The organism is Xanthomonas protegens (assembly GCF_038442435.1).
Classification (GTDB): Bacteria; Pseudomonadota; Gammaproteobacteria; order Xanthomonadales; family Xanthomonadaceae; genus Xanthomonas_A; species Xanthomonas_A sontii.
This window is the reverse complement of the sequence record NZ_JAQJCQ010000001.1, coordinates 748,745-774,651: the sequence shown is the minus strand read 5'-3', so window position 1 is coordinate 774,651 and position 25,907 is coordinate 748,745. Positions and strand designations below refer to the sequence as shown.

Annotated in this window: 19 protein-coding genes, 1 pseudogene and 1 riboswitch; of the genes and pseudogenes, 5 read left to right on the top strand and 15 right to left on the bottom strand. The window is 71.0% G+C overall.

What is annotated here, in order from left to right; translation table 11 throughout:
* Nucleotides 1–69: 69 nt before the first annotated feature.
* The 7 genes from PIQ37_RS03355 to PIQ37_RS03325 all read right to left on the bottom strand — a co-directional run bounded on the left by PIQ37_RS03355 (nt 70) and on the right by PIQ37_RS03325 (nt 8,117).
* A complete protein-coding gene (locus PIQ37_RS03355) occupies nt 70–2,028 on the bottom strand; it encodes an AsmA family protein (protein WP_342072332.1) in 1,959 nt (652 codons plus the stop codon).
* A 51-nt stretch (nt 2,029–2,079) separates the two neighbouring features.
* A complete protein-coding gene (gene trhA, locus PIQ37_RS03350; protein ID WP_152181821.1) occupies nt 2,080–2,751 on the bottom strand; it encodes a PAQR family membrane homeostasis protein TrhA in 672 nt (223 codons plus the stop codon).
* 109 nt (nt 2,752–2,860) lie between these two features.
* The gene (locus PIQ37_RS03345) at nt 2,861–4,465 is read right to left on the bottom strand and encodes a peptide chain release factor 3 (protein ID WP_017912942.1); all 1,605 of its coding nucleotides are present in this window, start codon (nt 4,463–4,465) and stop codon (nt 2,861–2,863) included.
* Between the two features lie 75 nt (nt 4,466–4,540).
* Complete coding sequence (locus PIQ37_RS03340; protein ID WP_342072331.1) at nt 4,541–5,929, bottom strand: hypothetical protein; 1,389 nt, start codon at nt 5,927–5,929, stop codon at nt 4,541–4,543.
* Nucleotides 5,926–6,822 (bottom strand): ABC transporter ATP-binding protein, encoded by an 897-nt coding sequence (locus PIQ37_RS03335; RefSeq protein WP_407136459.1) that lies wholly within the window; start codon nt 6,820–6,822, stop codon nt 5,926–5,928. Before PIQ37_RS03335 ends, PIQ37_RS03340 begins: the two co-directional genes overlap by 4 nt.
* 7 nt (nt 6,823–6,829) lie before the next feature.
* A complete protein-coding gene (locus PIQ37_RS03330) occupies nt 6,830–7,219 on the bottom strand; it encodes a GntR family transcriptional regulator (RefSeq protein WP_342072329.1) in 390 nt (129 codons plus the stop codon).
* A 67-nt stretch (nt 7,220–7,286) separates the two neighbouring features.
* Nucleotides 7,287–8,117, bottom strand: a complete 831-nt coding sequence (locus PIQ37_RS03325) for a M23 family metallopeptidase (RefSeq protein WP_342072328.1) — start codon at nt 8,115–8,117, stop codon at nt 7,287–7,289.
* A 148-nt stretch (nt 8,118–8,265) separates the two neighbouring features.
* Nucleotides 8,266–8,384: riboswitch (SAM riboswitch) on the top strand.
* A gap of 70 nt (nt 8,385–8,454) precedes the next feature.
* Here PIQ37_RS03325 and metX point away from each other — a divergent pair.
* The 3 genes from metX to PIQ37_RS03310 are packed head-to-tail and all read left to right on the top strand — an operon-like array spanning nt 8,455 to nt 11,788.
* Nucleotides 8,455–9,492, top strand: a complete 1,038-nt coding sequence (gene metX / locus PIQ37_RS03320) for a homoserine O-succinyltransferase MetX (RefSeq protein ID WP_152238177.1) — start codon at nt 8,455–8,457, stop codon at nt 9,490–9,492.
* Nucleotides 9,489–10,706: an O-succinylhomoserine (thiol)-lyase gene (locus PIQ37_RS03315; RefSeq protein ID WP_017909760.1), complete on the top strand. Its 1,218-nt coding sequence runs from the start codon at nt 9,489–9,491 to the stop codon at nt 10,704–10,706. The genes metX and PIQ37_RS03315 overlap by 4 nt, the downstream gene beginning before the upstream one ends.
* A gap of 32 nt (nt 10,707–10,738) precedes the next feature.
* Nucleotides 10,739–11,788, top strand: a complete 1,050-nt coding sequence (locus PIQ37_RS03310; RefSeq protein WP_342072426.1) for a homoserine dehydrogenase family protein — start codon at nt 10,739–10,741, stop codon at nt 11,786–11,788.
* A gap of 60 nt (nt 11,789–11,848) precedes the next feature.
* Here the strand turns inward: PIQ37_RS03310 and PIQ37_RS03305 are convergent, their stop codons facing one another.
* From PIQ37_RS03305 to PIQ37_RS03285, 5 genes and pseudogenes are all read right to left on the bottom strand, one after another.
* Nucleotides 11,849–13,087 carry a glycoside hydrolase family 18 protein gene (locus PIQ37_RS03305; protein WP_342072425.1) on the bottom strand — a complete coding sequence of 413 codons (1,239 nt, stop codon included), beginning with the start codon at nt 13,085–13,087 and terminating at the stop codon, nt 11,849–11,851.
* 351 nt (nt 13,088–13,438) lie between these two features.
* A pseudogene (locus PIQ37_RS03300) lies at nt 13,439–13,900 on the bottom strand (Ig-like domain-containing protein); the annotation flags it as partial.
* Nucleotides 13,901–14,235: 335 nt separating this feature from the next.
* A complete protein-coding gene (locus tag PIQ37_RS03295) occupies nt 14,236–15,240 on the bottom strand; it encodes an alpha/beta fold hydrolase (protein ID WP_342072327.1) in 1,005 nt (334 codons plus the stop codon).
* A gap of 68 nt (nt 15,241–15,308) precedes the next feature.
* Complete coding sequence (locus PIQ37_RS03290) at nt 15,309–18,314, bottom strand: ligand-binding sensor domain-containing protein (protein WP_342072326.1); 3,006 nt, start codon at nt 18,312–18,314, stop codon at nt 15,309–15,311.
* A 195-nt stretch (nt 18,315–18,509) separates the two neighbouring features.
* A complete protein-coding gene (locus PIQ37_RS03285; RefSeq protein WP_150409435.1) occupies nt 18,510–19,892 on the bottom strand; it encodes an L-serine ammonia-lyase in 1,383 nt (460 codons plus the stop codon).
* Between the two features lie 87 nt (nt 19,893–19,979).
* On the opposite strand from PIQ37_RS03285, the gene PIQ37_RS03280 reads away from it, so the two are divergent.
* Nucleotides 19,980–20,219: a glutaredoxin family protein gene (locus tag PIQ37_RS03280; protein ID WP_342072325.1), complete on the top strand. Its 240-nt coding sequence runs from the start codon at nt 19,980–19,982 to the stop codon at nt 20,217–20,219.
* Between the two features lie 76 nt (nt 20,220–20,295).
* Here the strand turns inward: PIQ37_RS03280 and PIQ37_RS03275 are convergent, their stop codons facing one another.
* From PIQ37_RS03275 to PIQ37_RS03265, 3 genes are read right to left on the bottom strand one after another with little or no spacing between them, the layout of a single operon-like run.
* Nucleotides 20,296–20,865, bottom strand: coding sequence for a YceI family protein (locus tag PIQ37_RS03275; RefSeq protein ID WP_342072324.1), 570 nt, complete (start codon nt 20,863–20,865; stop codon nt 20,296–20,298).
* Nucleotides 20,866–20,877: 12 nt separating this feature from the next.
* Complete coding sequence (locus PIQ37_RS03270) at nt 20,878–21,444, bottom strand: cytochrome b (protein ID WP_342072323.1); 567 nt, start codon at nt 21,442–21,444, stop codon at nt 20,878–20,880.
* The gene (locus tag PIQ37_RS03265; protein WP_150409433.1) at nt 21,441–22,109 is read right to left on the bottom strand and encodes a YceI family protein; all 669 of its coding nucleotides are present in this window, start codon (nt 22,107–22,109) and stop codon (nt 21,441–21,443) included. The genes PIQ37_RS03270 and PIQ37_RS03265 overlap by 4 nt, the downstream gene beginning before the upstream one ends.
* Nucleotides 22,110–22,340: 231 nt before the next feature.
* Here PIQ37_RS03265 and PIQ37_RS03260 point away from each other — a divergent pair, with 231 nt between their 5' ends.
* Nucleotides 22,341–25,907: a hybrid sensor histidine kinase/response regulator gene (locus tag PIQ37_RS03260; protein WP_342072322.1), complete on the top strand. Its 3,567-nt coding sequence runs from the start codon at nt 22,341–22,343 to the stop codon at nt 25,905–25,907.

Here is a 25,907-nt window from a genome sequence, read left to right as displayed (position 1 = left end):
GCATCTGAATTGACGGCGCTCAGGTAGCCGCTTTTGCGAATCCCCAATCCCTAATCCCGAATCCCGCGGCTACTTGCCGCCGCACTGAATATCCTTGCCCGGCCCGGTCTCGATGGTGGCCAGCAGCGCGGCTGGCGGGGCGATGCTGCCCAGGGCGACGGCGATGGCGCCGCGCAAGCCCAGGGCCTTGAAGTCGGGGCGGAAGCTCGGGTCCTTGAAGGTGCCGCCGACGCGCAGCGGCGAGCGCAGGGCGAGGATGCTGTGGTCCTTGGGTTGCGCCTTCAGCAGCAGGTCCAGGCGTTCCTGGCCGAGGTCGATGCTGCCGCTGCCGACCAGCAGGGTGTCGGTGCTGTCGAAGGCCAGGGCGCGCGACGTCATCACTCCACGCTGCACGCCGAAGTCGCCGAACGCGCAGCGCACCGGGATCTCGCGGTCCTTGGTCACCAGGTACTTCAGCGATTCGGCGATGTCCAGGCCGGCCAGTTCCATCACCAGGTTGCTGATCCGGCCCTTGCCCATGCCGACGGCGACGTTGCCGTCGGCGCTGCCGAGCATCTGCGCGATCGAGTTGCCGCTGCCGGCCAGCGCGATCTCGCCGCCGATCGCGCCGGCGGCTTCCTTGGCCAGCTTGCCGTCGGGGAACAGCTTGCCCAGTTGCACGCCGCGGATCGACACCTGCGCCCGAGTGAACAGGGTGGGCTTGCGCGCATCCATGCGGATGTCCGAGCGCAGGTCTCCGCCAGCCACGCCGAAGTTCAGCGGTTGCAGCAGCAGGACGCCGTCGTCGAGCTTCAGGTGCGCGTCCATGTCGTCCAGCGGCAGCGACGGCGCATTGATGCGCTGCGCCTTCCAGCGCACGTCGGCGTCCATCGCGCGCAGCTTGCCGAGGTCGTATGGGGTGGACGGCAGCACCTTGTCGGTGGCGGCGAGCTTGGCTGCCTGCGCCTTCTGCTCGGCATTGGCGGTCTCGCCGGCGCCGGTGCGCGGCGGCGCGCCGACGAAGCCGGCCAGGTCGTCGAAATCCAGCCGCTGCGAACGCAGGTCGGCGCGCAGGAACGGGCGCTGGCCCGCAGTGTCGATCTGCACCGTGCCGGCCAGGTCGCTGTCGCCGGCGCGGCCGCGGAAGTCCTGGTAGCGCCAGCGATCGCCGTCGCGCTGCAGGCGTCCGTCCAACTGGTAGGGCGGGGTGGAGGGAATGGCGATGCCCAGCAGCGGATACAGGTGGGCCATGTCGGTGCCGGCCAGTTGCAGTTGCAGGTCGAACACGCGCAACTGGAACGGATTGGTGAGGGTGCCGCGCATGTGCGCGCGGGTGCTGCCGGCGCTGCCGCGCAGGTCGACGCGGAAAGGGTGGTCGCTCTCGCTCAGTTCCAGCGGCGAGGCGGTACTGCCTTTCAGGGTGAAGGGATTGCCGCGCCAGCGGCCGTCGCCGCTGACCGCGATCGGCGGGGCGGCATCGCCACGGCGGCGCTGCCCGACCTGGCTGTCGACGGCGATGTCGATCTCGGTGCGCCCGTCCGGATCCTGGAAGCGCAGGTGGCCCTGCTGCACCAGCAGGGCGCCGAGCACGACCGGACGGCCGCCGTCGGACTGGCCGAACACCCAATTGCCGGGCTGTCCGTTCGGTCCGGTTTCCAGCAGCAGGTCGGGCTTGGTCAGGCGGATCTCGGGGATACGCACGCGTCCGCGCAGCAGTGGCCACAGCGCGATGTCCAGTTCGGCGCGGTCGGCGCTGGCCATCTGCGCCTGCTTTGACCAATCAGCGTTGGCGAAGCGCAGGCGATCGCCACGCACGGTGACGATGCGGCCCAGGTCCACGTCCAGGTTGCCGTCGATATGGAAGGCGCGGCCAGTGCGCGCCTGCACTGCGCGTTCCACCGGCGCCTTGAACCAGTTCCAGTCGAAGATCAGGATGATGACGAGCAGGAGCAGCACCAGCGCGCCGAGCACGAACGGCCAGCGCCGCAGGCGGCCGTCGTTGCGCCGCCAGGGCCAGGAGCGGGATGCGGAAGCAGGGTCGAGAGCCATGCGGCCATCCTAGGCGGCCGCCGTGCACGGGGTGCGAAAGCGATCGCCGCCTCAGAGCACCTGACTGGTCACCGCCACGAAGTGGCAGACGCTGCCGGCGAGCACGAACAGATGCCAGATGGCGTGGAAGTAACGCACGGTGTCGCGCTGGTAGAAATACGTGCCGAGGGTGTAGAACAGGCCGCCGGCCAGCAGCCAGCCCAGGGTCCAGGCGTCGACGGAGCGCAGCAGCGGTTCGATCGCCACCACGATCAGCCAGCCCATCGCGATGTACAGGATGGTCGACAGCAGGCGGAAGCGGCCGGTGAAGAACAGCTTGAAGATCACCCCGGCCACGGCGATGGTCCAGATCGCCGCGAACAGGCCCCAGCCCCATGGGCCGCGCAGGCCGATCAGGGTGAACGGGGTGTAGGTGCCGGCGATCAGCAGGTAGATCGCGCAGTGGTCGAAGATCTGCAGGCGCGCCTTGGCGCCGGGGTGCGGGATGGCGTGGTACAGGGTCGAGGCCACGTACAGCAGCAGCAAGGTGACGCTGAACACGATGGCGGTGGCGAGCTGCCAGCCGTCGCCGTAGATGGCCGCCAGGGTGATCAGCACCGAGCCGCCGGCCAGCGCGGCGATGGCGCCGAGGCCGTGGGTCAGCGCACTGGCGAGTTCGTCGCGCCAGTCCGTGGAAGGCTGCGCGTCGGCGTTCGAGTAGGCGGGCGACCGGTCTGCATCCATGGGCCCGCAAGGTACCGCAATTGCGAGCGGTTCGCATCCGCTGCGGCGCAACACTGCGCCGCCGGTTGGGCGTGCGCTCAGCCGGCGCACGCCCGCGGTCACATGGCGGTCATTCCACCGCCACGCTGTGCGCGTGTTCGCGCGTAGCCGCGAAGCGCACGTCCGGCGCGCGTTCCTGCGCCAGTTGCAGGTTGACCCGGGTCGGCGCCAGGTAGACCAGTTCGCCGGCGGCGTCGATGCCGAGGTTCATCGCGTTCTTCTCGCGGAACTCTTCCAGCTTCTTGGGGTTGTCGCAGTGTACCCAGCGCGCGGTGACCACGCCGACCGGTTCGAAGCTGGCGTCCACGCCGTATTCGTCCTTGAGCCGGTAGGCGACCACGTCGAACTGCAGGGTGCCGACCGCACCGAGGATCAGGTCGTTGCTCATCAGCGGGCGGAAGAACTGGGTGGCGCCTTCTTCGGACAGCTGCGCCAGACCCTTCTGCAGCTGCTTGAGCTTGAGCGGGTCGCGCAGGCGCGCGCGGCGGAACAGTTCCGGGGCGAAGTTGGGGATGCCGGTGAACGACAGCGACTCGCCCTCGGTGAAGGTGTCGCCGATGGAGATGGTGCCGTGGTTGTGGATGCCGATGACGTCGCCGGGGTAGGCCTCGGCGGCGATCTCGCGGTCGCTGGCCATGAAGGTCAGCGCGTTGGCCAGCTTGACCTCCTTGCCGGTGCGCACGTGCAGGGTCTTCATGCCGGCGGCGAAGCGGCCCGAACAGATGCGCATGAACGCGACACGGTCGCGGTGCTGCGGATCCATGTTGGCCTGGATCTTGAACACGAAACCGGTGAGCTTGTCCTCGCCGGCCTGCACCTGGCGGCCGGTGGTGGCGCGCGGCTGCGGCGGCGGTGCGTGCTCGGCGAAGAAGTCCAGCAGCGGCTGCACGCCGAAGTTGTTGACGCCCGAGCCGAAGAACACCGGGGTCTGCTTGCCGGCGCGGTAAGCGTCCAGGTCGAAGGCGTGGCTGGCGCCCTGCACCAGTTCCAGTTCCTCGCGCAGGTCGGCCAGCATCTGTTCTCCGATCTTCTCGGCCAGGCCGGGCGCGTCCAGCGACGGGAAGATGGTCGAATCCTGGCGGGTGAAGTTGCGGCCCGGCTCGTACAGGTGCACTTCGCCGGTCACCAGGTGCACCACGCCCTTCAGGCGCTGGCCCATGCCGATTGGCCAGGTCACCGGCGCGCACTCGATGCCGAGCACGGTCTCGACCTCGTCGAGCAGGTCGATCGGATCCTTGCCCTCGCGGTCGAGCTTGTTGATGAAGGTCATGATCGGCGTGTCGCGCAGCCGGCAGACTTCCATCAGCTTGATGGTGCGTTCTTCCACGCCCTTGGCCACGTCGATCACCATCAGCGCCGAGTCCACCGCGGTGAGCACGCGGTAGGTGTCCTCGCCGAAGTCGGCGTGGCCGGGGGTGTCGAGCAGGTTGATGATCTTGCCTTCGTACGGGAACTGCATCACCGACGAGGTCACCGAGATGCCGCGCTCCTTTTCCAGCGCCATCCAGTCCGAGGTGGCGTGGCGGGCGGCCTTGCGGCCCTTCACCGAGCCGGCCATCTGGATCGCCCCGCCGAACAGCAGCAGCTTTTCGGTCAGCGTGGTCTTGCCGGCGTCGGGGTGGGAAATGATGGCGAAGGTGCGGCGGCGCGCAGCTTCGGTGGCGACTTCGGACATGGGCGGCACGCCCGGAAGGGCGTCATCGGCAACGGAGGAAGCCCGCGATTATAGCGGGCTTCCCGCTGCGGCCGTTCAGTTGAGCAGCCAGGGGTGCGGGCGCTTGCTGGATTGGCGTGCCACCAGGTTGTAGACGATGACCATGCCGAGCAGCAGCACGCTCCAGGCCGGTGCCAGCCAGTGCGGTGCCACCGCGCCGGGCAGGCCGACCTGGCCGATGCTGATCCCACCGAGCATGGCCAGGACGAATTGGGTCACGGTCAGCAACAGCGCGCCGCGCGGCCAGCGCATGCAGGCCAGCAGCAAGCTGCTGGCGGCCAGTGTTGCGGTCAGGGTGATCGACACGGTCAGCGGGTAATAGGCCGTCGGCGCATGGTTGAGTGCGCCGATCAGCCAGGACAGGCCAAGCCAGGGCAGCATCGCCGCGATCGCGCGCTTCAGGATCACCTGGTTGAACAGCTTGCCGGCCTGTCCGGGCGCGCCCAGGCCGGGTAGCAGCGCGCTCTCCATCAGTCCCAGGTTGCCGTGTTTGCGCCACAGCCATAAGCGCTGCAGGAACTTCAGGCTGGACAGGTTGGTCATGACGTTGGCCATGACCAGCGGCAGCGTCGGCGATTGCGTGCGCAGCAACAGGGGCGTCCACAACACCAGCAGCAGCGCCGGTGTGACCACTGCGGCCAGAAGGGTGCCGGCGGTGCTGCCGGGAGCGAAGCCCGGGCCTAGCGCATAGCGCATGGCGCGTTCCGGTTGATGACGAAGTTCGGTCGGAAAGGCGGGGCGGGCGATACCCTGGATCCAGCCCAAGCGTCCGCCCTGCGACTCGACCGCCTGCTTGGTTGTGCCATCGCCGGGCTGGCGCTGCTGCAGGCCGATCCACATCGGGCGCGACCATGCCGACAGCGCATCGGCCGGGCGACCACGCAAGTACCGGTACGACCACAGGCTGATCAGCGCGCAGGTGAGCGCAGCGAGCAGCATGCTGGCGCGTGGATGCAGGGTCAGTGGCACGAAGCTGCCCTCGGGCAAAAAGCCGCCCAGCGTCCCCGGCAAGATGCCGATCAAGGGGGCACACCAGGCTGGCAGGGTGGCGACCAACATGCCGAAGCTTGCGCTGAGCAGCAGGACAGAGAGCGAGAGGCCGGGATCGACACCGCGCACGGCGAACAGCAGCGTCGGCAGCAGCACCGTCAAGGCCAGTGCGGCACCGAACAGAGTGACGAAGCGCGCTGCCATGGACGGCAGACGGAGTTGGCGCCCTTGTTCGAGCAGACTCAGCAGGCGAGCGCCGAGCAGCATCCAGACGAACATCCCCATGATGGCTGTGAGCATTGGCGGCAGCAGGTTGGCGGCTTTTTCAGGCAGCCAGGTGCAGGCGAAGGCGGCGGCGAGGGCTGGCGGATACAGCCATCCGGTCACGCCCGATGCGCGGCAGAGCAGGCGCAGATCTGCAGGAAGACGGTTCATCCGACCACCTCGATGAACAGGTCTTCCAGGCCCAGCCGGTCGATGCGGATGCCGGGGACGGTCAATAGCGCGGACGGCAGCTCGTTGGCATGCAGCACCACCACGACACCGCCGTCGGCGGCGTGGCGGCGCGCCAGTTCGCCGCGCAACGGCGCGCCCAGCGTCGCGGCCGCCGACGCCGGGATGCCGATGCGCAGGACCCGGTCCTTGAGTTCGTCCAGCGGCTGGTCCAGCAGCAACTGGCCCTGGTTGAGGAAGGCCACGCGCGAGGCCACGCGTTCCAGGTCGCTGACGATGTGGCTGGAGAACAGCACGGTGGTGCCGGCGTCGCAGGTTTCGGTGACGATCTCGCGCATCAGGTCGCGGCGCGCGACCGGGTCCAGCGCCGAGGCCGGTTCGTCGAGGACGAGCAACGCCGGCCGTGCGGCCAGCGCCCGGACCAGGGCCAGGCGCTGGGCCTGGCCGGGCGAGAGCTTGCCGATGCTCTGGGTGCGGTCCAGTTCCCAGCGGCGCAGCAGCGTGTCGGCGCGCTGCGCGTCCCAGTGCGGATAGAGCTGCGCGGCGAAGGCGAGCAGTTCCTCCACGCGCATCCAGCCGAAGGCCTGCGGCTGCTGCGGCACGAAGCCCACCTGCGCCTTGCGCGCGTCGTCCAGGCGCAGCGCCGGACCGCCGAATACGCGCGCCTGGCCGCGCTGCGGCTGCAGCAGGCCGAGCAGGCAGGCCAGCAGGGTGCTCTTGCCGGCGCCGTTGCGGCCGATCAGCCCGACGACCTCGCCGCGCCCGATCTGCAGGCCCACACCCCGCAGCACGTCGCTGGCACCGAACGCCAGGTGCAGGTCGTGCGCCGCCAGCGGCAGGTCCATGTCCAGGTCGGTCTGGATTGCGCTCTGCATCACCACGCTACTCATCGCCAGGTTCTCCAAACAACTGTTCAAGACGTTCGATCACGGGAGGCGCGGGCAGGCCCAGTTCGCGGCAATGCCGGACCAGTTCCTGCAGCCGCGGTTCGATCAACTCCAGGCGCTGCCGTTGCGGTGCGGCGGCGGTCGCGGCTACCGCCATGCCGCGGCCGCGCAGGCGTTCCAGCACGCCCTCGGCCTCGAGCTGGCTGTAGGCGCGCGAGACCGTCATCGGGTTCACCGCGTGGACCGCGGCGACGTCGCGCACCGAGGGCAGGCCGTCGCCCGGGCGCAGTTGCCCGGCGGCGACCAGGCGGCGGATCTGCTCGGCGATCTGCCGGTAGATCGGCTCGGGGGCGCTGGGTTGCACGTGGAGGTGGCTTGCATCCATGTGTATTAATACATCAATACACATGGCGCCTGTCAAGGCTTCTGCCGACGAACGGCAGGCGACGCGCTCAGGGTGCGGCGGGGTGGGCGAAGCGCAGTTCGCCCAGCGGGCCGGCCATCCGGAACGGCACCGATTCCAGGCGCAGGCCGCGGTTGAGCTGGATGGCGAAATGCAGGTGCGGGCCGCTGCTCAGGCCGGTGTTGCCGGACAGGCCGAGGCGGTCGCCACGCTGCACCGCCTGACCCACCCGCACCTGCACGCCGCCGGGGGCCAGGTGCGCGTAGATCGCCATGCTGCCGTCGGCGTGCAGCACCCGCACCAGGTTGGCGGCCTGTCCCAGGCGCGGGTCGGTGCCGGACTCGCGGAAGTCGTCACGCACCTCCATCACCACGCCCGCGCGCGCCGCCAGCACCGGCGTGCCTTCGGGCAAGGCGAAGTCCAGCGCATAGGCGTTGGCCGGGTCGCGATGGCTGAAAGCGCCGCCGAAGCCCTGGTCGATGCGCACCGGGCGATCGGCGAACGGCAGGGCATACAGCACCGCGTCGGCATGGGCGCGCGGCGAACCGGGGATCGCCTCGATGCGCAGTCGGGCGCCGTCGCCGCCGGCCTCGGCGAGGTCGCCGGGCGGATACAGGCGCGCGACCACGCGGCGCTCGCCGGCGGCCAACTCCACGGTCAGCGGCAGCGCGGGGACGGCGGTGAAGCCGGCGCTGTCGCCGAGCAGGCGGATCTGCACCGGGCCGCCGAGCGGATTGCCCAGTGCGACCTCGCGCAGGCCGCTGTCGCGGGCGCTCACCTGCAGCCAGGCCGGCGCCGGTGCCGCCACGGGCCGTGGCGCATTCCAGCGCAGCAGCGGCTGCGCGGACGCGGCTGCGGCCGCCGCCAGCGACAGGACCATGGCAAGCCAGCGGCGGGGACGGCGTCGGCGCACGGAGGAGGGGGGCGATGGGGGAAACGGAGTATCGCCGAGGCCAGGGATCGAAAAATCATATCGCTTCATCCGAATAAAGAGATTGACATGGCCGAAAATCGCTGGCATCGTGGCTCCACCATCGAGACCGGCGGAGGGACAGGCCCTTTGATGCCGGGGCAGCCAGCGGACGCGCAAGCGACCGTGTAGGTGCCAAATCCTGCGGGGACCACCGCGTCCGCCGAAAGATGGTTCGATCCATGCCCTCTGCATGGCGAACGCGAGCTCCGCGAAGCTCGATGGCCGTTCCTCTCCGGATACCGCCATGCGCCTCGTGAACTCGCCTGATCGCCCCACCTCCGCCATTCCGTCCCACGACCGCGTTGCCGCGCCGGCCGACGGCGTGCATGCGATGCGCGGCGAGATCGCGGTCGCGCTGCCGTTGCGCCATGCCGGCGTGCAACTGCTGCGCCTGCGCTACGAACTGAGCGGCCCCGCCGCCGCGCCGGTGGTGTTCGTTGCCGGCGGCATCTCCGCGCACCGCCACCTCGCCGCCAACGCCAGTTTTCCCGAGAAGGGCTGGGCCGAAGGCCTGGTCGGGCCGGGGCGGGCGCTGGATCCCACCCAGCGGCGGCTGCTGGCGTTCGATTTCGTCGGTGCCGATGGCAGCCTGGACGCGCCCATCGACAGTGCCGACCAGGCCGATGCCATTGCCGCGCTGCTGGACGCGCTGGACATCGCGCAGCTGCACGGATTCGTCGGCTACTCCTACGGCGCGCTGGTCGGCCTGCAACTGGCGGTGCGGCATCCGCAGCGCCTGCAGAAGCTGATCGCGGTCAGCGGCGCGCACCGCGCGCATCCGTATGCCGCCGCCTGGCGTGCGCTGCAGCGCCGCGCCGTGGCACTGGGCCAGCTGCAATGCGCCGAGAGCCACGGGCTGTCGCTGGCGCGGCAGTTCGCGATGCTCAGCTACCGCACTCCGGAGGAATTCGGCGAACGCTTCGACGCGGCGCCGGAAGTGATCAACGGCCGCGTCCGCGTCGCCGCCGAAGACTATCTGGACGCCGCCGGCGCGCAGTATGTGGCGCGCACCCAGGTCAACGCCTACCTGCGCCTGTCCGAATCCATCGACCTGCACCGCATCGAGCCGGCCGCCGTCGCCGTGCCCACCGTGGTGGTGGCGGTCGAGGGCGACCGCCTGGTGCCGCTGTCGGACCTGGTCACCCTGGTCGAAGGACTCGGACCGCGCGGCAGCCTGCGCGTACTGCGTTCGCCCTACGGCCACGACGCCTTCCTGAAAGAAACCGATCGCATCGACGCGATTCTCGCCACCGCCCTTCGCCCCACCGGAGTTGCCGCATGAGCACTGCCCACGACACCGATCTGCCCTGTAGTGCCGCCACCGCCGCGGTCCGCGCCGGCATCGACCGCGACACCGCCTACGGCGCGGTGACCCCGCCGATCGTGCTGTCGTCGAACTTCAGCTTCGACGGCTTCGGCAACAAGCGCCAGTACGACTACACCCGCAGCGGCAACCCCACCCGCGACCTGCTCGGCGAAGCGCTGGCGGAACTGGAAGGCGGCGCCGGCGGGGTGATCACCGCCACCGGCATGGGCGCGATCAACCTGGTGCTCAATGCGCTGCTGCAGCCCGGCGACAAGCTGGTGGTGCCGCACGATGCGTACGGCGGCAGCTGGCGGCTGTTCAATGCGTTGGCGAAGAAGGGCCACTTCGAGCTGATCACCGCCGACCTGACCGATCCGCGCTCGCTGGCCGATGCGTTGGCGCAGGCGCCGAAGCTGGTGCTGATCGAGACCCCGTCCAACCCGCTGCTGCGCATCACCGACCTGCGCTTCGTCATCGACGCCACGCACAAGGCCGGCGCGCTGGCGGTGGTCGACAACACCTTCCTGTCGCCGGCGCTGCAGACCCCGATCGCCTTCGGTGCCGATCTGGTGATCCACTCCACCACCAAGTACGTCAACGGCCACAGCGACGTGGTCGGCGGCGCGGTGATCGCCGCCGATGCCGAACTGCACCAGCAACTGGTGTGGTGGGCCAATGCGCTGGGCCTGACCGGCTCGCCGTTCGACGCGTTCCTGACCCTGCGCGGCCTGCGCACGCTGGACGCGCGCCTGCGCGCGCACCAGGAGAACGCACAGGCGGTGGTGGAACTGCTGACCACGCACGCCGCGGTGCGCCAGGTGTACTACCCGGGCCTGGCCTCGCATCCGGGCCACGCGGTGGCGGCGCGGCAGCAGCGCGGCTTCGGCGCGATGATCAGTTTCGAACTGGCCGGCGGCGAGGCCGAGGTACGCGCCTTCGTCGACGGCCTGCGCTACTTCACCCTGGCCGAATCGCTGGGCGGCGTGGAGAGCCTGATCGCGCATCCGGCGACCATGACCCATGCGGCGATGACCGCCGAGGCGCGCGCCAAGGCCGGCATTTCCGACGGCCTGCTGCGCCTGTCGGTGGGTATCGAATCCAGTGCGGACCTGGTCGCCGATCTGCAGGCCGGCCTGCAGCGCGCGCAGCGCGCCGGCGAGGCGCTGGCCCGCAAACGGGTGGACGCGTGAGCAGCGGGTTGGCCGATGCGCCGTCGGCGCCGCTGCGTGCGGCGCCGGCCGTGGCAACCGCGCGGCTGGGCCTGCTCGGCACCGGCACCGTCGGCCGCGCCTTCGTCGCGCGCTACCAGGCGCTGCAGCAGCGCCGCCCAGGCTTGCCGACCTTCGCCTGGCTGGCCAATTCGCGCACCGTCGCCGACTGCGCGCTGACGCCGGCGCAGGCGCTGGCCGCGGCCAATGCCGCCGCGCGCGGAACGCAGGCGGTGACGCTGCCGGACGACCTGGGCCAGGGCGACATCGTGGTCGATGCCACCGCCAGCGAGGCGGTCGCGCAGCGCCATGCCGAGTGGTTGCGGCGCGGCGTGCACGTGGTCACCGCCAACAAGCTCGGCCAGGGCGCCGCGCTGGCGCGGGCCGAACAGATCCATGCCGCGCGGCATGCCGCCAGCACCCACTACGGCGACAGCGCCACGGTCGGCGCGGGATTGCCGTTGCTCAGCAGCCTGCGCGCGCTGGTGGCCGGCGGCGACCATATCCACGCGGTGGAAGGCGTGCTGTCCGGGTCACTGGCCTGGCTGCTGCATCGCTACGACGGCCGCCGCGCCTTCTCCGAGTGCGTGCGCGAGGCCGTGGCCGCCGGCTACACCGAACCCGATCCGCGCGAGGACCTGTCCGGCGAGGACGTGCGGCGCAAGCTGCTGATCCTGGCCCGCGCCGCCGGCCTGCCGTTGCGTGCCGAGCAGGTGCAGGTTGAATCGCTGGTGCCGGCCGCGCTGGCCACGGTGCCGCTGGCGCAACTGGATGCCGCGCTGGCACAACTGGACGCGCCGCTGGCGGCGCGCCTGGCGCAGGTGCAGGCCGCCGGTGCCTGCCTGCGCTTCGTCGGCCGCTTCGATGCGCACGGCGCCTCGGTGGGGCTGCGCGCGCTGCCGCTGACGCATCCGCTGGCCAGCGGTGCCGGCACCGACAATCGCGTCGCCATCCATAGCGACCGCTACCTGCAGCAGCCGCTGCTGATCCAGGGGCCGGGCGCCGGTGCCGACGTCACCGCCGCGGCCTTGCTCGACGACGTGCTGCGGATCGCGGTGCGCTGAGCGCCGCAAGCGACGCCCGCCATCCGTTGCGGGCGTCGCGGTGCGGGCTGGCGCCTCAGCTCATTGCAGCCCCTGGCCCATGGTCTTCAGCAACTCGCCCTGGTAGTCGCCGCTGAATTCCCAGAAGAACGCGCCGCCCAGGCCCTGGGTCTTGACGTAGTTCATCTTCTCGGTGACCAGCGCCGGGTTGTCGTAGCTCCAGAAGGTGCTGCCGTCGTACTTCCAGTGCGCATGCGCCTGCGCGTCGACATAGCTGGTGCCGGCGCGGCTGCGCAGCACCTTGTAGTCCTCGATGCCCGCCTCGTAGGTGCCCGGCGCGGCGCTGCCGCTCTGGTACAGGCCGTGGTTGACGTTGGGCACGTTGGTCCAGCCGCGCCCGTAGAAGCCGATGCCGAGGTTGAGCTTGGCGGCGGGCACGCCACGGTCGAGGAAGGCCTGGATGGCATCGTTGCTGTTGTAGTAACGCTGGTCGCCGCTGGACGGGTCGGCCGGCGACTCGAACAGCGCCGAGTGGTGATTGGTCTGCGGATCCCAGGCGCCGTGGAAGTCGTAGGTCATCACGTTGAGGTAGTCCAGGTATTGCGCGTACAGGTTCGGGTCGGTGACGCGGATCTTGTCGATGCCGGCGCCGACCGCCACGGTCAGCAGCAGCCCCGGCCGCACCTGGTCGAGCTGGCGGCGGAACTCGGCCAGCAGCGCGGTGAAGTTCTGCCGGTCTTCCGCACTGCCGCACGCGATGCCGCAGGCCACCGGATATTCCCAGTCGATGTCGATGCCGTCGAACACGCCGGCCGCGGCGGCGCTGCCGCCGGCGCCGTCGGTGACCGGCAGGTTGCCGCGGATGTAGGCGTCGATGCACGAGGCGACGAAGGCCTGGCGGTTCTCGGCGCGCGCGGCGCTGGAGAAGCCGCGCGACCAGGTCCAGCCGCCCAGCGAGATCAGCACCTTCAGCCCCGGATGCGCGGCCTTGAGTTTCTTCAGCTGGTTCCAGTTGCCGCGTAGCGGCTGGTCCCAGGTATCGCCCACGCCGTCCACGCTCTGCGCGGCCGAGAATGCCTTGGTGTAGTCGGCGAAGGCATCGCCGCCGGCGCCGGTGCTGCTGTCGGAGGGCTGGGTGACGCCGACTTCGCAGCGGTTGTTGCGGACATTGCCGAAGGCGTAGTTGATGTGGGTCAGGTAGCCGGCGGCGCCGCTGGCCTGGATGTCGCGCACCTGGTAGTTGCGGCCGTAGATCCCCCATTGGGTGAAGTAGCCGATCACGCGCTTGCCGCCGCCGGCGCTGGCGGGCAGGGTGCGCACGCTGAGCGTGGCGCTGCTGGCCGAGACGTTGCCGGCGTTGTCGCGGGCACGGACCGCGTAGGTGTACGCGGTGTCGGCGGTCAGCGCCGAGTCGGTGTAACCGGTGGTGCTGGAGGTGCCTACGCGAATGCCGTCGCGGAGGATGTCGTAGCCGGCCAGGCCGCTGCCGCCGGCGTTGTCGGAGGCGGCATTCCAGGTCAGGGTGATGGCGTTGCTGGCGCGCGTGGCCGCGGCCAGGCCGGTCGGCACGCTCGGGGCGGTCGTGTCGGTCGACGGCGCCGCGATGCTGATCGCGACCGCGGCCGAGGTGGTGCGGGCGCCGGCGTTGTCGGTGGCCACCGCGGTCAGGCTGTAGTCGCCGGCCGCCGCGCCGCTCCAGGCCAGCGTGTACGGCGTGCCGCTCACGCTGCCCAGCGAGGTGCTGCCGCGGAAGAATTCGACCCGCGCGACGCTGCCGTCCGGATCGCTGGCCGACGCCTGCAACGTGATGGTGTTGCCGACCACGAAGCGCGTGCCGGTCGTGGGCGCGGTCAGCGCCACGCTCGGTGGCTGGTTGCTCGAACTGCCATCGCAGGTGCCCAGGTCCTGGTACCAGCCGCAACTGGTGCAGTAGGTCGGCGCGGTGTTCCAGATCGGCCCATTGGCGCGGTACAGGTGGCCGGCGTAGGTCAGGGTATCGCCGGCGGCGTAGATGGTGGCCGGGTTCCAGGCGGCGACGCCGGTGCACGCGGCGGCCCAGGTCTGGCCGGGCGCGAGGCCGGCCAGGGCAAGACAACAGAACAACAACCACGATCCAGCGGATTTCGTGTTCATGGTGACGCCTCCGATGCGGTAGGTAGCGCGACTGAGGAGCGGTGGTGAGCCGCTATCTGGTTCCTTGAGTCCGATCACCCGGGGCTTGGAGACGCGTGGCGCCGACGTCGTTTGACTCGCACGCGGACCGGGCACGCGCAGGGTTCGAATGAGAAGACAACGTTGTCAACCGACAAATCCGACGAATGCGAGACAGATCCAGGATTACTGCGATGACAACGTTTTCATGGTTGTCCGATGCTGCGGTGCAGTGCGGGTGTGTCGAGGGCGACGAAGCGCGAGTGGTGCAGGGCGAGAGGCACGCTGCCGAGCGGGTGCGTGCAGCGCGCGTTCGCTCAGGGCGCCGTGCCCAGCGCCTCGAGCAAGGCCGCATTGAACCGTTGCGGCGCTTCCACCTGCGGCGAATGGCCGAGGTCGTCGAAGGCGACCAGGCGCGCGCCCGGAATCGCCGCGGCCGCGCGCTTGCCCAGCGCCGGATAATCGCCCAGGGTCGCCGCCAGCGCCGGCGGCGCCAGATCCTTGCCGATCGCGGTACGGTCGCGTTGGCCGATGAACAGGGTGGTCGGCACGTGCAGTTGCGGGAAGCGCTGCACCACCGGCTGGTTGAACACCATGTCCGAGGTCAGCGCCTGGTTCCAGGCCACGCGGTCGCCACCGGGGCCGGCGTACAGGCCGGCCTGCATGCTCACCCAGCGGTCGTACTCGGGCTTCCACTGTCCGCCGTAGTAGACGGTCTGCTGGTACTGCTTGATCGAAGCCGCGTCGGTCTTGCGCTCCTTGGCGTACCAGTCGTCGACGCTGCGCCACGGCACGCCGGCGGCCTTCCAGTCCTCCAGCCCGATCGGGTTGACCAGCAGCAATTGGCTCACGTCCTGCGGATACTGCAGCGCGTAGTGCGCGGCGAGCATGCCGCCCATCGAATGGCCGACGATCGCGGCGCGGGTCACCCCGGCCTGCTGCAGCAACGCATGGGTATTGGCCGCCAGTTGCGCGAAGCTGAACTGGTAGGCCTGCGGCTTGCTCGACTTGCAGAAGCCGATCTGGTCCGGCGCCAGCACCCGATACCCCTGTGCCACTAGCGCGGCGATGGTCGATTCCCAGGTCGCCGCGCAGAAGTTCTTGCCGTGCAGCAGCACCACGGTGCGGCCGTTCGGCGTGCCGGTCGGGGCCACGTCCATGTACGCCATCTGCAGTGGCTGGCGCTGCGACTCGAAGCGGTACCAGTGCACCGGATAGGGATAGGCGAAGCCTTCCAGTTGCGCGCCGTAGCGTGGCGGCGCATCGGTGGCGGAGGCGAGCGGCGACAGGGCGAGGGCGGCGAGCAGCAGGCAGTGGCGCATGGGAGCAGGGCGACAGGCGTGATGGACCACGACCTTAGCCCGGCCTGCGCTTGCCAGGCGTCAACGCGTTACACGGGCGGCAGGCTGCCGCCGTTGTGCACCAGGGTCAGGCAGGCGTGGTGCTGCATCCGCGCGAGCGGTTCCTGCAGCGCGGCTAGCACCTGTTCGGCCTGCGCACCGAGTACCGGCCGGTACGCCGCCCAGCCGTTGCGGCCCTTGGCCTTGGCCTGGTACAGCGCACGGTCGGCCAGCACCAGCAGTTGTTCCCAGCCGAGCAGGTTGTCCGGGTCGTGCACGAACGGGAACTCGGCCAGCCCGATCGAGCAGGTGACCCGGCCCTGGCGGCCGTGGTCGAGCACGAAGGGGTGGGCGGCGACCGAGCGGCACAGCCGTTCGGCGGCCATGGTGAGGTTCTCGCGCGGCGCCGAACGCAGCACCAGCAGGAACTCCTCGCCGCCCCAGCGCACCACGTAGTCGCTTTCGCGGGTCAGCCGCACCAGCAACTGCGCCATCTGCTGCAGCACCGCGTCGCCGGTGTGGTGGCCGCCGCTGTCGTTGATCGATTTGAAGTGGTCGATGTCGATCAGCGCGAACAGCATGCCCGAGGACAGCATGTCCTCGTCGTTGGCGGCCATGCGCCGGTACAGCGCGATGTCGCTGGGGATGTGCAGCGACAGGTAGCGGCGGTTGCGCAACTGGGTCAGTTCGTCGGTGAAGCTGGCCTCCTGCAGGCGCTGGTTGGCCGCCTGCAGCGCCTGGGTGCGCTCGCGCACCTGGCGTTCGAGGATGTCGCGCTGGCGCCGGTTGTGCAGCCGCGCCAGGGCCACCGCGCACAGCAGCAGGGTGAACGCGCCCAGTGTCAGCAGCAGCCTGTAGAACGGCGTTTCCTGGAAGCGCAGCGCGATCCGCAGCGGCAGCCGCGCCGGCGCGGCTGCCCACACGCCGGCGTTGTTGCTGCCGGTGACTTCGAAGACGTAGTCGCCGCCGGGCAGGTTTGTGTAGCTGACCGCGCGTTGGCGGATGTCGTCGAGGGTGCGCCAGCCGCGGTCGTAGCCGAGCAGGCGGTAGCGCAGCTCGACGTTCTGCGGTGCCTGGAACGAGGCGGCGGTGAACTCGAAGTCGAGGTCGCGCGCGGCTTCCGGCAGCGGTGCCGGCAGCGCCTGCGGCGTCAGCCACTGGCCCAGCGCGCGCACCCGCTCCACCACCGGCTGCGGCGCCACCGGATTCTTGACGATGCCGGCGGTGTCCAGCGCGACCACGCCATCGCGGCTGGGCAGCCACAGCGCGCCGTGCTCGATGAAGCCCTTGCCGTTGCCGGCGCCGTTGCAGCACATGCCCTGCACGCCGCCATGGCGCTGCGCGCGCTCGGTGAGCATCAGTTCGGCGTTCAGCGGCGCCTGCGGCGACGCCGCATGGCGAAGCAGGTCGGCCAGGCGCACGCGGTAGACCCCGCGCAGGCCGGCCACCCAGATCGCGCCGCGGCCGTCGTCGGCGATGAAGAACGCGGCGTTCACCGGCAGCCCGTCCTGTTCCCCGTACGCATACCAGTGCGTGCCGTCGAACAGCCACAACTGCTCGTTGAGGGTGCCGACCAGCCACTGCCCGCCGGGCAGCTCGTGGATCGCGGTGACGTCGGCGCTGGCCAGCGCCGAGCCCGGCGGCGCCAGCGCGACCAGGCGCTCGCCGCGCAATTCGTACAGGCCCGACTGCGCGCCGACCAGCAGGCGCCCGTCGCGGGTCTCGTGGAGCAGGCGGATGCGCGGATCGCGCAGGCCCTCGGCCGTGCCGTAGCGGCGCAGCCGCGCGCCGTCGGCGCGGAACAGGCCGTCGTCGCTGGCGAACCACAGTCGCTGCGCGCGGTCGCGGGCGATGCCGCTGATCTGCAGGTCGCGCAGCGGCGCCAGCCAGTCCGGCTGGCTGAGCCGGCCGTCGCGGTACAGGGCGGCGCCATGGCGGGTGCCGATCCACAGCTGGCCGGGTTCGGCCAGCAAGGTGTAGGGCGCCTCGTTGTGCAACTGCGCCAGATTCAGGCGCGGCTGGTAGCGGCCATCGCGCAGCTGCGACAGGCCGCTGTCGGTGCCGACCCACAGCGATCCATCCGGATCGCGCGCCAGGGTCCACACCAGTGCGTCGTCCAGCCCTTCGTGCGTGCTGTAGCGCCGGGTCCAGCCGTTCCACAGCCGGGTGGCGCCGTTCCAGCTGCTGCCCAGCCACAGGTTGCGCTCGCGGTCCTCGAAGATGGCGTTGACGCCGACGTTCGGCTTGTTTTCCGGGTTGCGTTCGACGATGGCGCCATCGCGCACGCGCAGCAGCGCGCCGGGCTGTCCCACCCACAGATTGCGGTCGCTGTCCTCGAACAGGGCCTGCACCGCGCGCCGGCTCGTCCCGGCGGTATCGGGCAGCCATTGCCAGCGCCCGTCGCGGCGCAACAGCAGGCCGTCGCGGGTGCCGGCCCAGAGCGTGCCTTGCGCCTCCAGCAGGTGCTGCACCGGCGTCGCGCCGGCCTCCTGCGGCAGTGTCAGCGACTCCGGCGCGTCCCGGCCGGCGACGAACCGCAGCACCGCGCCGCGCGTGCCCACCCACAGCGCGTCGGCGCGCGGCAACAGCGCGTAGGCGCCGCCGGCGATGCGGTGACGCAGGTGCAGGCGATCGCCCTGCACCGCGTAGACGCCATCCTGCGCCGCGACCAGCACGCTGCCGTGCGCGTCGGTCGCGATCGCCTCGATGTTGAGCAACGGCGCCTGCGGGTCCTGCGGCAGCAGCGTGGTGAAGCGTCCATCGCGGTAGCGCGACAGGCCGCGGTAGGTGCCGATCCACAGCGTGCCGGCGGCATCCACGTGCAGCGCCTTGATCAGGTTGCCGGGCAGGTGCGCCGGCGCGCCCTCGTTGAACGAGGTCATGCGCACGCCGTCGAAGCGGGTCAGCCCGCCCATCGTGCCGATCCACAGATAGCCCTGATGGTCCTGGGCGAACGCCTGCACGCTCAGCTGCGGCAGGCCCTGGTCCAGCCCCCAGCCTTCGCGCTCGTAGTGATTGAACTGCTTGTCCGGCTGCAGTGCCCGTGCCTGCGGCACGCATGCGCTCCACGCTGTCGAGAGCATGGCCAGCTGTAGCGCCAGCAGGCGCCAGGAGGCGTGTGGAAACCGCAAGCGCATGCCCATGCCGGATCGGCCGACGTCTCTGTCGTTAGCGGCATCGCCGCGCGGATCTTGATGCGCGCGGCAGCGAGGACGCTGGTGATCATCCGGGCCAGCGTCCATCGGGCTGGCTCAGCACTCGATGACGTTCACCGCCAGCCCGCCGCGGCTGGTTTCCTTGTACTTGTCCTGCATATCGCGGCCGGTGTCGCGCATGGTGCGGATCACCTTGTCCAGCGACACCTTGTGCTTGCCGTCGCCGCGCATGGCCATGCGGCTGGCGTTGATCGCCTTGACCGCGCCCATCGCGTTGCGCTCGATGCACGGGATCTGCACCAGGCCGCCGATCGGGTCGCAGGTCAGGCCGAGGTTGTGCTCCATGCCGATCTCGGCGGCGTTCTCGATCTGCCCCGGCTTGCCGCCGAGCGCGGCGACCAGGCCGCCGGCGGCCATCGAGCAGGCCACGCCGACCTCGCCCTGGCAGCCGACCTCGGCGCCGGAGATGGAGGCGTTTTCCTTGTACAGGATGCCGATCGCCGCGGCGGTGAGCAGGAAGTCGAACACGCGCTGTTCGTCGGCGCCGGGGCAGAACCGGTCGAAGTAGTGCAGCACCGCCGGGATGATCCCGGCCGCGCCGTTGGTGGGCGCGGTGACCACGCGGCCGCCGGCGGCGTTCTCTTCGTTGACCGCCAGCGCGTACAGGTTGACCCAGTCCAGCGTGGTCAGCGGATCGCGCATCGCCGCTTCCGGCTTGGACGACAGCTCGCGGTACAGCGCCGGCGCGCGCCGCGACACGTGCAGGCCGCCGGGCAGGGTGCCTTCCTCGCGGATGCCGCGGGTCACGCAGGCCTGCATCGCGCCCCAGATCTCGCGCAACCCGGCGCGGATCTCGTCCTCGCTGCGCCAGCACTTCTCGTTCTCGAACATCAGCGCGGCGATGCTCAGGCCGCTGCGCGCGGCCTGCGCCAGCAGTTCGTCGCCGCTCTTGAACGGGTAGGGCAGCGGCGTCTCGTCGGCGACGATGCGGTCGTCGGCGGCGTCGTCCTGGTTGACCACGAACCCGCCGCCGACCGAGTAATAGTCGCGCGTGGCGATGACTTCGTCGTTGGCGGCGTAGGCGGTGAAGCGCATGCCGTTGGTGTGGTACGGCAGCTTCTGCCGCTTGTTCATCGCCAGGTCGCGCTTCTCGTCGAAGGCGATCTCGTGCCGGCCGAGCAGGTTGATGCGCTTGCTGCCGCGGATGCGTTCCAGCGCGCCGGGGATGATGTCCGGATCGATCAGGTTCGGGCGCTGGCCTTCCAGGCCCAGCAGCACTGCCTTGTCGGTGCCGTGGCCGCGCCCGGTCAGGGCCAGCGAGCCGAACACTTCGGCGCGCAGGCGCACCACGTCCTGCAGGCGGCCCTGGTCGAACAGCCAGCGGTGCACGAAGCGCTCGGCGGCGCGCATCGGCCCCACGGTATGCGAGGAGCTCGGCCCGATGCCGATCTTGAACAGGTCGAAGGTGCTGACAGCCATGCGCGTGCCGAAGGGGTGGGCGAAAGACCGTCTATTCTATGCTTCCGGCGCGCGGCCCAGGTCCGCAGCGCAGCATAGGACGCGAGCATGTCCCTGACCCTGTACCAGCGCGACGACTGCCATCTGTGCGACCAGGCCCTGCAGGTGCTGGCGCAGGCGCGCGTGGCCGAGCCGGACAGCGTGTTCATCGACGACGACGCGACGCTGGAGGCGCGCTACGGGGTGCGGGTGCCGGTGCTGCGCGCTGCGGACGGGCGCGAGCTGGACTGGCCGTTCGATGCGGACGGCGTGCGCGCCTGGCTGGCGGCCTCGGCCAAATGCGCGTGAGCCGCGCATAAAAAAAGCGGCGGACCCGACGAGGAAATCCGCCGCTCAGCGGCCGCGCGCCGCGGCCTGTGGCGAATCACTTCGCCTTGAACACCACCTTGGTGCTGATCGCGGTTTCGTTGGGAATGGTCTTGGTATCGGCCCAGTCGCCGCCGCCCACGCCGAAGTCCAGGCGCTTCACGGTGGCCTTGCCGGCCAGCACCGGCTGCGCGCCCGGGGTCCAGGTGAAGGTCAGGGTCACCGGCTTGGACACGCCGCGCAGCTCCAGGGTGCCGTCGGCGGCGAACTGGTTGTTGCCCAGCGCGCGGAACTTGTCGGCGCGGTAGTGCGCGGTGGCGAACTTGGCGACGTCGAAGAAGTCCGCGCCCTGCAGGGTGGAGTCGCGGTCGTTGTTGCCGCTCTTGGCGCCGGCCAGCGGGATGGTGACGTCGAGCTTGGCGCCGGTCAGGTTGGCCGGGTCGAAGCTGAGCTTGGTGTCGAAGCCGGGGAACTGGCCGGTGAACACTTCGCCGTCGTACTTGCTGGCGAACACCAGGGTGGAACCGGGGGCCTGCACGTAGTCGGCGGCCTGCACTGCGGGGGCAGCGGCGAGCAGGGCCACCAGGCTGGCGGCGACGGCGGCGGGGGATGCGAAACGGGTCGACATCGAAACAGCTCCTCAGGACTTGGGGGTGAGCCAGCCGCGCGGCAACATCCGCGCCAGGGTGGCATCGCGTTGGAACAGGTGGTGATAGAAGGCCGCGCCGGCATGCGCCAGGACCACCGCGATCAGCAGCCAGAAGCCCCATTCGTGCACGGTGTGCGACAGATCGCGCAGGTGCTCGTTCGGGGCGCTGAGCTTGGGCACCGCGACCAGGCCGAACCAGCGGAACGGGCGCAGGCCGCTGGCGGAGTCGTACAGCCAGCCGGACAGCGGGATGGCGAAGATCATCACGTAGAGCAGTGCGTGGGTGGCGTCGGCGATGCGTTCCTGCCAGGCGGGGGTGCCGGGCACCGGCTTGGGCGCGCCGGCGTACAGGCGCCAGCCCAGCCGCACGATCACCAGCGCCAGCACGGTCAGGCCCAGCGACTTGTGCGCGGTGTAGACCCAGAAATACTTGGGCGTCTTCGGCAGTTCGCCCATGGTCAGGCCGACCACGCCGAGCAACAGGATCAGGGCGGCGATCAGCCAGTGCAGGGTCTGGCTGACGCTGCCCCAGCGGTCGGGCGTGTTGCGGGCGCTCATGGCGTGCCATCCTGCGCCGCCGGCGCGGTGGGGGTGTCGGTGGGAGCGGCAGGCGGAGTGCCCGGCGCCGGATCCGGTTCGGCCTTGGCGCCGCCCTCGCGGGTGGCCTCGGCCTCGATGCGCAGCTCCACCGTGCCGCCGATCACCGACGGCCAGGAACTGATGCCGAAGTCGGCGCGCTGCAGCGTGGTGGTGGCGGAGAAGCCGGCGGTGCGACGGAACGGCGGCAGCGGATGACGCTTCACTGCGTTCAGGGTCACGTCCAGGGTCACCTCGCGGGTCACGCCGTGCAGCGTCAGCTGCCCGATCACCTTGGCGTGCTGCGCGTCGATCGGCTCGACGCGGGTGGAGACGAACTGCGCTTCCGGGTAGTGCTCGCCGTCGAGCAGGTTGTGCGCCAGCGCGGCGCGGTTCCACTTCTCGTCGCCCAGGTCCAGCCGCTGCAACGGCACCCGCGCCTGCAGCCGTGCGCTGCGCCAGTCGTCCGGGTCGAACACCAGGGTGCCGGTACTGCCGGACACGGTGCCCAGCGCCTTGGAGAAGCCGGCGTGCTCGATCGCGAACAGCACCCGGGTGTGCACCGGGTCCAGCGCGTACTGCGCCGGCGCGGCCAGGGCGGCGCCCGGCAAGGCCAGCAGGAGGGCCACGAGAGAGGGTCTGAACATGGAGCGAGGCCGCGCTGGGAGGTCGCCGGATTCTAGTCACAGTCCGGGCCGGCTGCGTACCTGCGGCGCGTAACGGTTCGTTGCGCGCGGTGGCAGGTGTGATTTTTCCGCGGCCGCGGGGTATAAGAACGCTGCCGCGGCGAGCGGCACACGGAGCGGGCGCGCCGCGCGTCCGGCCCCGGCAGTGCGCCGGTGTTCATCCGCCGACGTCCTTTGCCGGAGCCGATGTCCATGCCCATCCCGCATCCCCCACGCCGGTGGCGCTGCTGGGGGCTGGCCTGCCTGTTGGCGCTGGCCGCCGTGTGCGCCGATGCCAGCGCCGCGGTGCCGGAACTGCCGCGCTTCCGGGTGTTCTCCGGCGAGCAGGGGCTGCCGTCCAGCGATATCTCCGGGTTGCAGCTGGACCGCGACGGCTATCTGTGGATCGCCAGCGGCGACGGCCTGGCCCGCTATGACGGGCGCGAGTTCCGGGTCTGGCGCCACGATCCGGCCGATCCCGCCTCCTTGCGCTGCAACTACGTGCAGGACCTGCACATCGATGCGCGCGACCGCATCTGGGTAGCCTGCGAGGGCGGCGGCCTGAGCATGCTCGGCGCGGACCGGCGCGGCTTCCGCCACTTCAACATGGCCACGCAGCCGGCGATGCGCAGCGACGACGTGTTCGCCATCGCCAGCCGCGGCGACGCGGTGTACTTCGGCACCTACCGCGGCGGCCTGTACCGGCTGGGCGGCGACGGCCGCGTGCAGCGCATCCGCGCCGGCGATCCGGCGGTGGACGCGCTGCTCGACAGCGCCGTGCTGACCCTGGCCTTCGACGATGCCGGGGTGCTGTGGGTGGGCACTTTCAAGGGTCTGGTGCGCTACGACGGCCGCCACGCCAGCGCCTACCGCATCGACGACGGCATGCCGCAGGAGGAGCAGGTGATCATGTCGATCACCCGGCTCAGCGATGGCCTGTGGTTCAGCGGCAACACCGGCCTGTTCCGCCGCGACCGCGCCGGGCGCTGGTTGCGTGCGGACTGGATCGGCGCGCTGCATCGCGCGGCCAACGCGATCGCCGAGGACGGCGCCGGCGGCTACTGGCTCGGCAACGGCGAAGGCCTGTGGCACAAGCCGGCCGACGGGCCGGCGCGGCGGGTGGACACCGGCGGCGCGGCGGTGTCCGGCGCCAGCGTGGTGGAGACCGTGCTGCGCGATCGCGAGGGCGGCCTGTGGGTGCCGCTGCCGACGCGCGGCCTGGGCTACCTGCGTCCGGATTGGCGCCGCCTGGCGGTGCTGGGCACCGCGCAGGGCCTGCCCGCCGACCAGTATGTCGGCCTGGCGCCGGCGCGCGCCGGCGGCGTGTGGCTGCTCGGCTCCGGCGCCAGCGTGTTTCGCCTCGACACCACCAGCGGTGCGCTGAGCGCGCCGCAGTGGGCCAACGGTGCGCCGAGCGGGCGCTTGCTGTCGGTGCTGGACGACCCGCGCGGGGCGTTGTGGATGGGGGGCAGCAGCACGCTGCTGCGCGGCCCGCTGGACGGGGGCAGCCTGCAGCGCTGGACCCGCGCCGCCGGCGAGGCGGATCCGATTCCGGACGGCACGCTCGCCTGGCTGCAACTGGACGCACGCCAGCGGCTGTGGATCGCCGCGCCGGGCTATGGCGTGCAGGTGCGCGATGGCGACGGCCACGTGCTGCAGAACCTTCCCGGCGGCCAGCACGGCCTCGCCGGCACCGACATCGCGGCGTTCGCGATGGCGCCGGACGGCACGCCGTGGGTGGCCGCCGAACAGTTCCAGCACTGGGACGGCGCGGCCGGGCAGTTCCGCACGCCGCCGGAGCTGGCCGGCGAGAAGGTGCAGTCGTTCGCCTTCGCCGACGCGCGCACGCTGTGGGTGCACCGGCTGTCCGGGCTGGAACTGTGGCGGCGCACCGGCGCGCACTGGCAGCGCAGCCAGCGCTACGCGGTGGCCGACGGCCTGCCGGCCACCGAGTCCAGCGCGCTGGTCGCCGATTCGCAGGGGCGCGCCTGGCTGGGCATGCGCCGTGGCCTGTTCCGGGTCGATCCGCGGCGCACGCCGGCGGTGCGCGCGTTCGGCACCCGCGACGGGCTCGGCAGTCAGGAACTGGTGCGGCGCGGCCTGCTGATGACCGCCGACGGCGTGCTGGTGGCGGCCGCCGCGGACGGCAGCGTGGCGCTGCTGGACACGCAGCAGCCGGATCCGGTGCCGGTGCCGCTGGCGCTGAGCATGGAGAGCGTGCAGGTGCGGCGCGGCCCACAACTGCTGACGCTGCCGACGCGCGGCGACTTCACCCTGCGCTCGGACGACCGCGACCTGCGCGTGGCGGTGCGGCTGCTGTCCTACATCGATCCGGAACACATCGTCTACCGGTTCCGCCTGCCGGGTTACGACCGCGACTGGGTCAGCACCGGCGCCAGCGGCGAACGCACCCTGCCGCAGCTGCCCGACGGCGCGCAGGTGCTGGAGATCCAGGCGCGCACCCGCAACGGCGCCTGGTCGCCGACGCTGCGCCTGCCGTTCCGGGTGCAGCCGCCGTGGTGGCGCAGCGTCTGGGGCATCGTCGGGCTGCTCGCCGCGGCCGGCCTGCTGCTGCTGATGTCGCTGCGCGCCTACCGGCGGCGCCTGGGCCGCCAGCACGCCTGGGAACTGGCCCTGCACAAGCAGGAACTGGCCGAGCAGGCCTCGCTGGCCAAGACCCGCTTCCTGGCCACGCTCGGCCACGAGGTGCGCACGCCGCTGACCGGGGTGCTGGGCATGAGCGAACTGCTGCTGGCCACGCCGCTGGATCCGAAGCAGCGTGGGTACACCGAGTCGATCCGCCGCGCCGGCACCCACCTGCTGCACCTGGTCAACGATGCGCTGGACCTGGCGCGGATCGAGGCCGGGCGCCTGCGCCTGGAGTCGCAGCCGTTCGCGCTGCAGGCGCTGATCGCCGAAGTGGTCAACCTGATGGCGCCGCTGGCGCAGGCGCGCGGGCTGCGCTTCGATCTGCACGACGGCATGCCCGGCGCGACCACGGTGGAAGGCGATGCGCTGCGGGTGCGGCAGATCCTGCTGAACCTGCTCGGCAACGCGATCAAGTTCACCAGCAGCGGCTCGGTGGCGCTGAAGGTGGCGCCGGGGCAGGACGGCCAGGGGTTGTGCATCGAGGTGGCCGACACCGGCCCGGGCATCGGCAGCGAGCAGCAGGCGCGGCTGTTCCAGCGCTTCGAACAGGGCGACGGCCCGCGTACCGCGGTGCGCCAGGGCGGCAGCGGCCTGGGCCTGGCGATCAGCCAGGAACTGGCGATGGCGATGGGCGGGCGCATCCAGGTCGAGAGCCGGCTGGGGCACGGCGCGCGTTTCCGCGTGGGCCTGCCGCTGCGCTGGCGTCCGGCGCAGGAACCGGCGGCGGTACCGGCGCCGGCACCGCGGGCGCGCACCGCGCTGCGCATCCTGCTGGTCGAGGACGAACCGACCGTGGCCCAGGTGATGGTCGAACTGCTGCGCGGCCGCGGCCATCAGGTGACCTGGGCCGCGCACGGCCTGGAGGCGCTGACCGAAGCCAGCCAGGGCAGCTTCGACATCGGCCTGCTCGACCTGGACCTGCCGGCGCTCGACGGCCTGGCGCTGGCGCGGCAGTTGCGTGCGCTGGGCCATGGCTTCCCGCTGCTGGCGGTGACCGCGCGCTCCGACGGCGAGGCCGAGGCCGCCGCGCGCGCCGCCGGATTCGCCGGGTTCGTGCGCAAGCCGGTCACCGGGCAGATGCTGGAAGGGGCCATCGACGCGGTGCTGGACGGGGCGCCGCCGCCGCTCTGA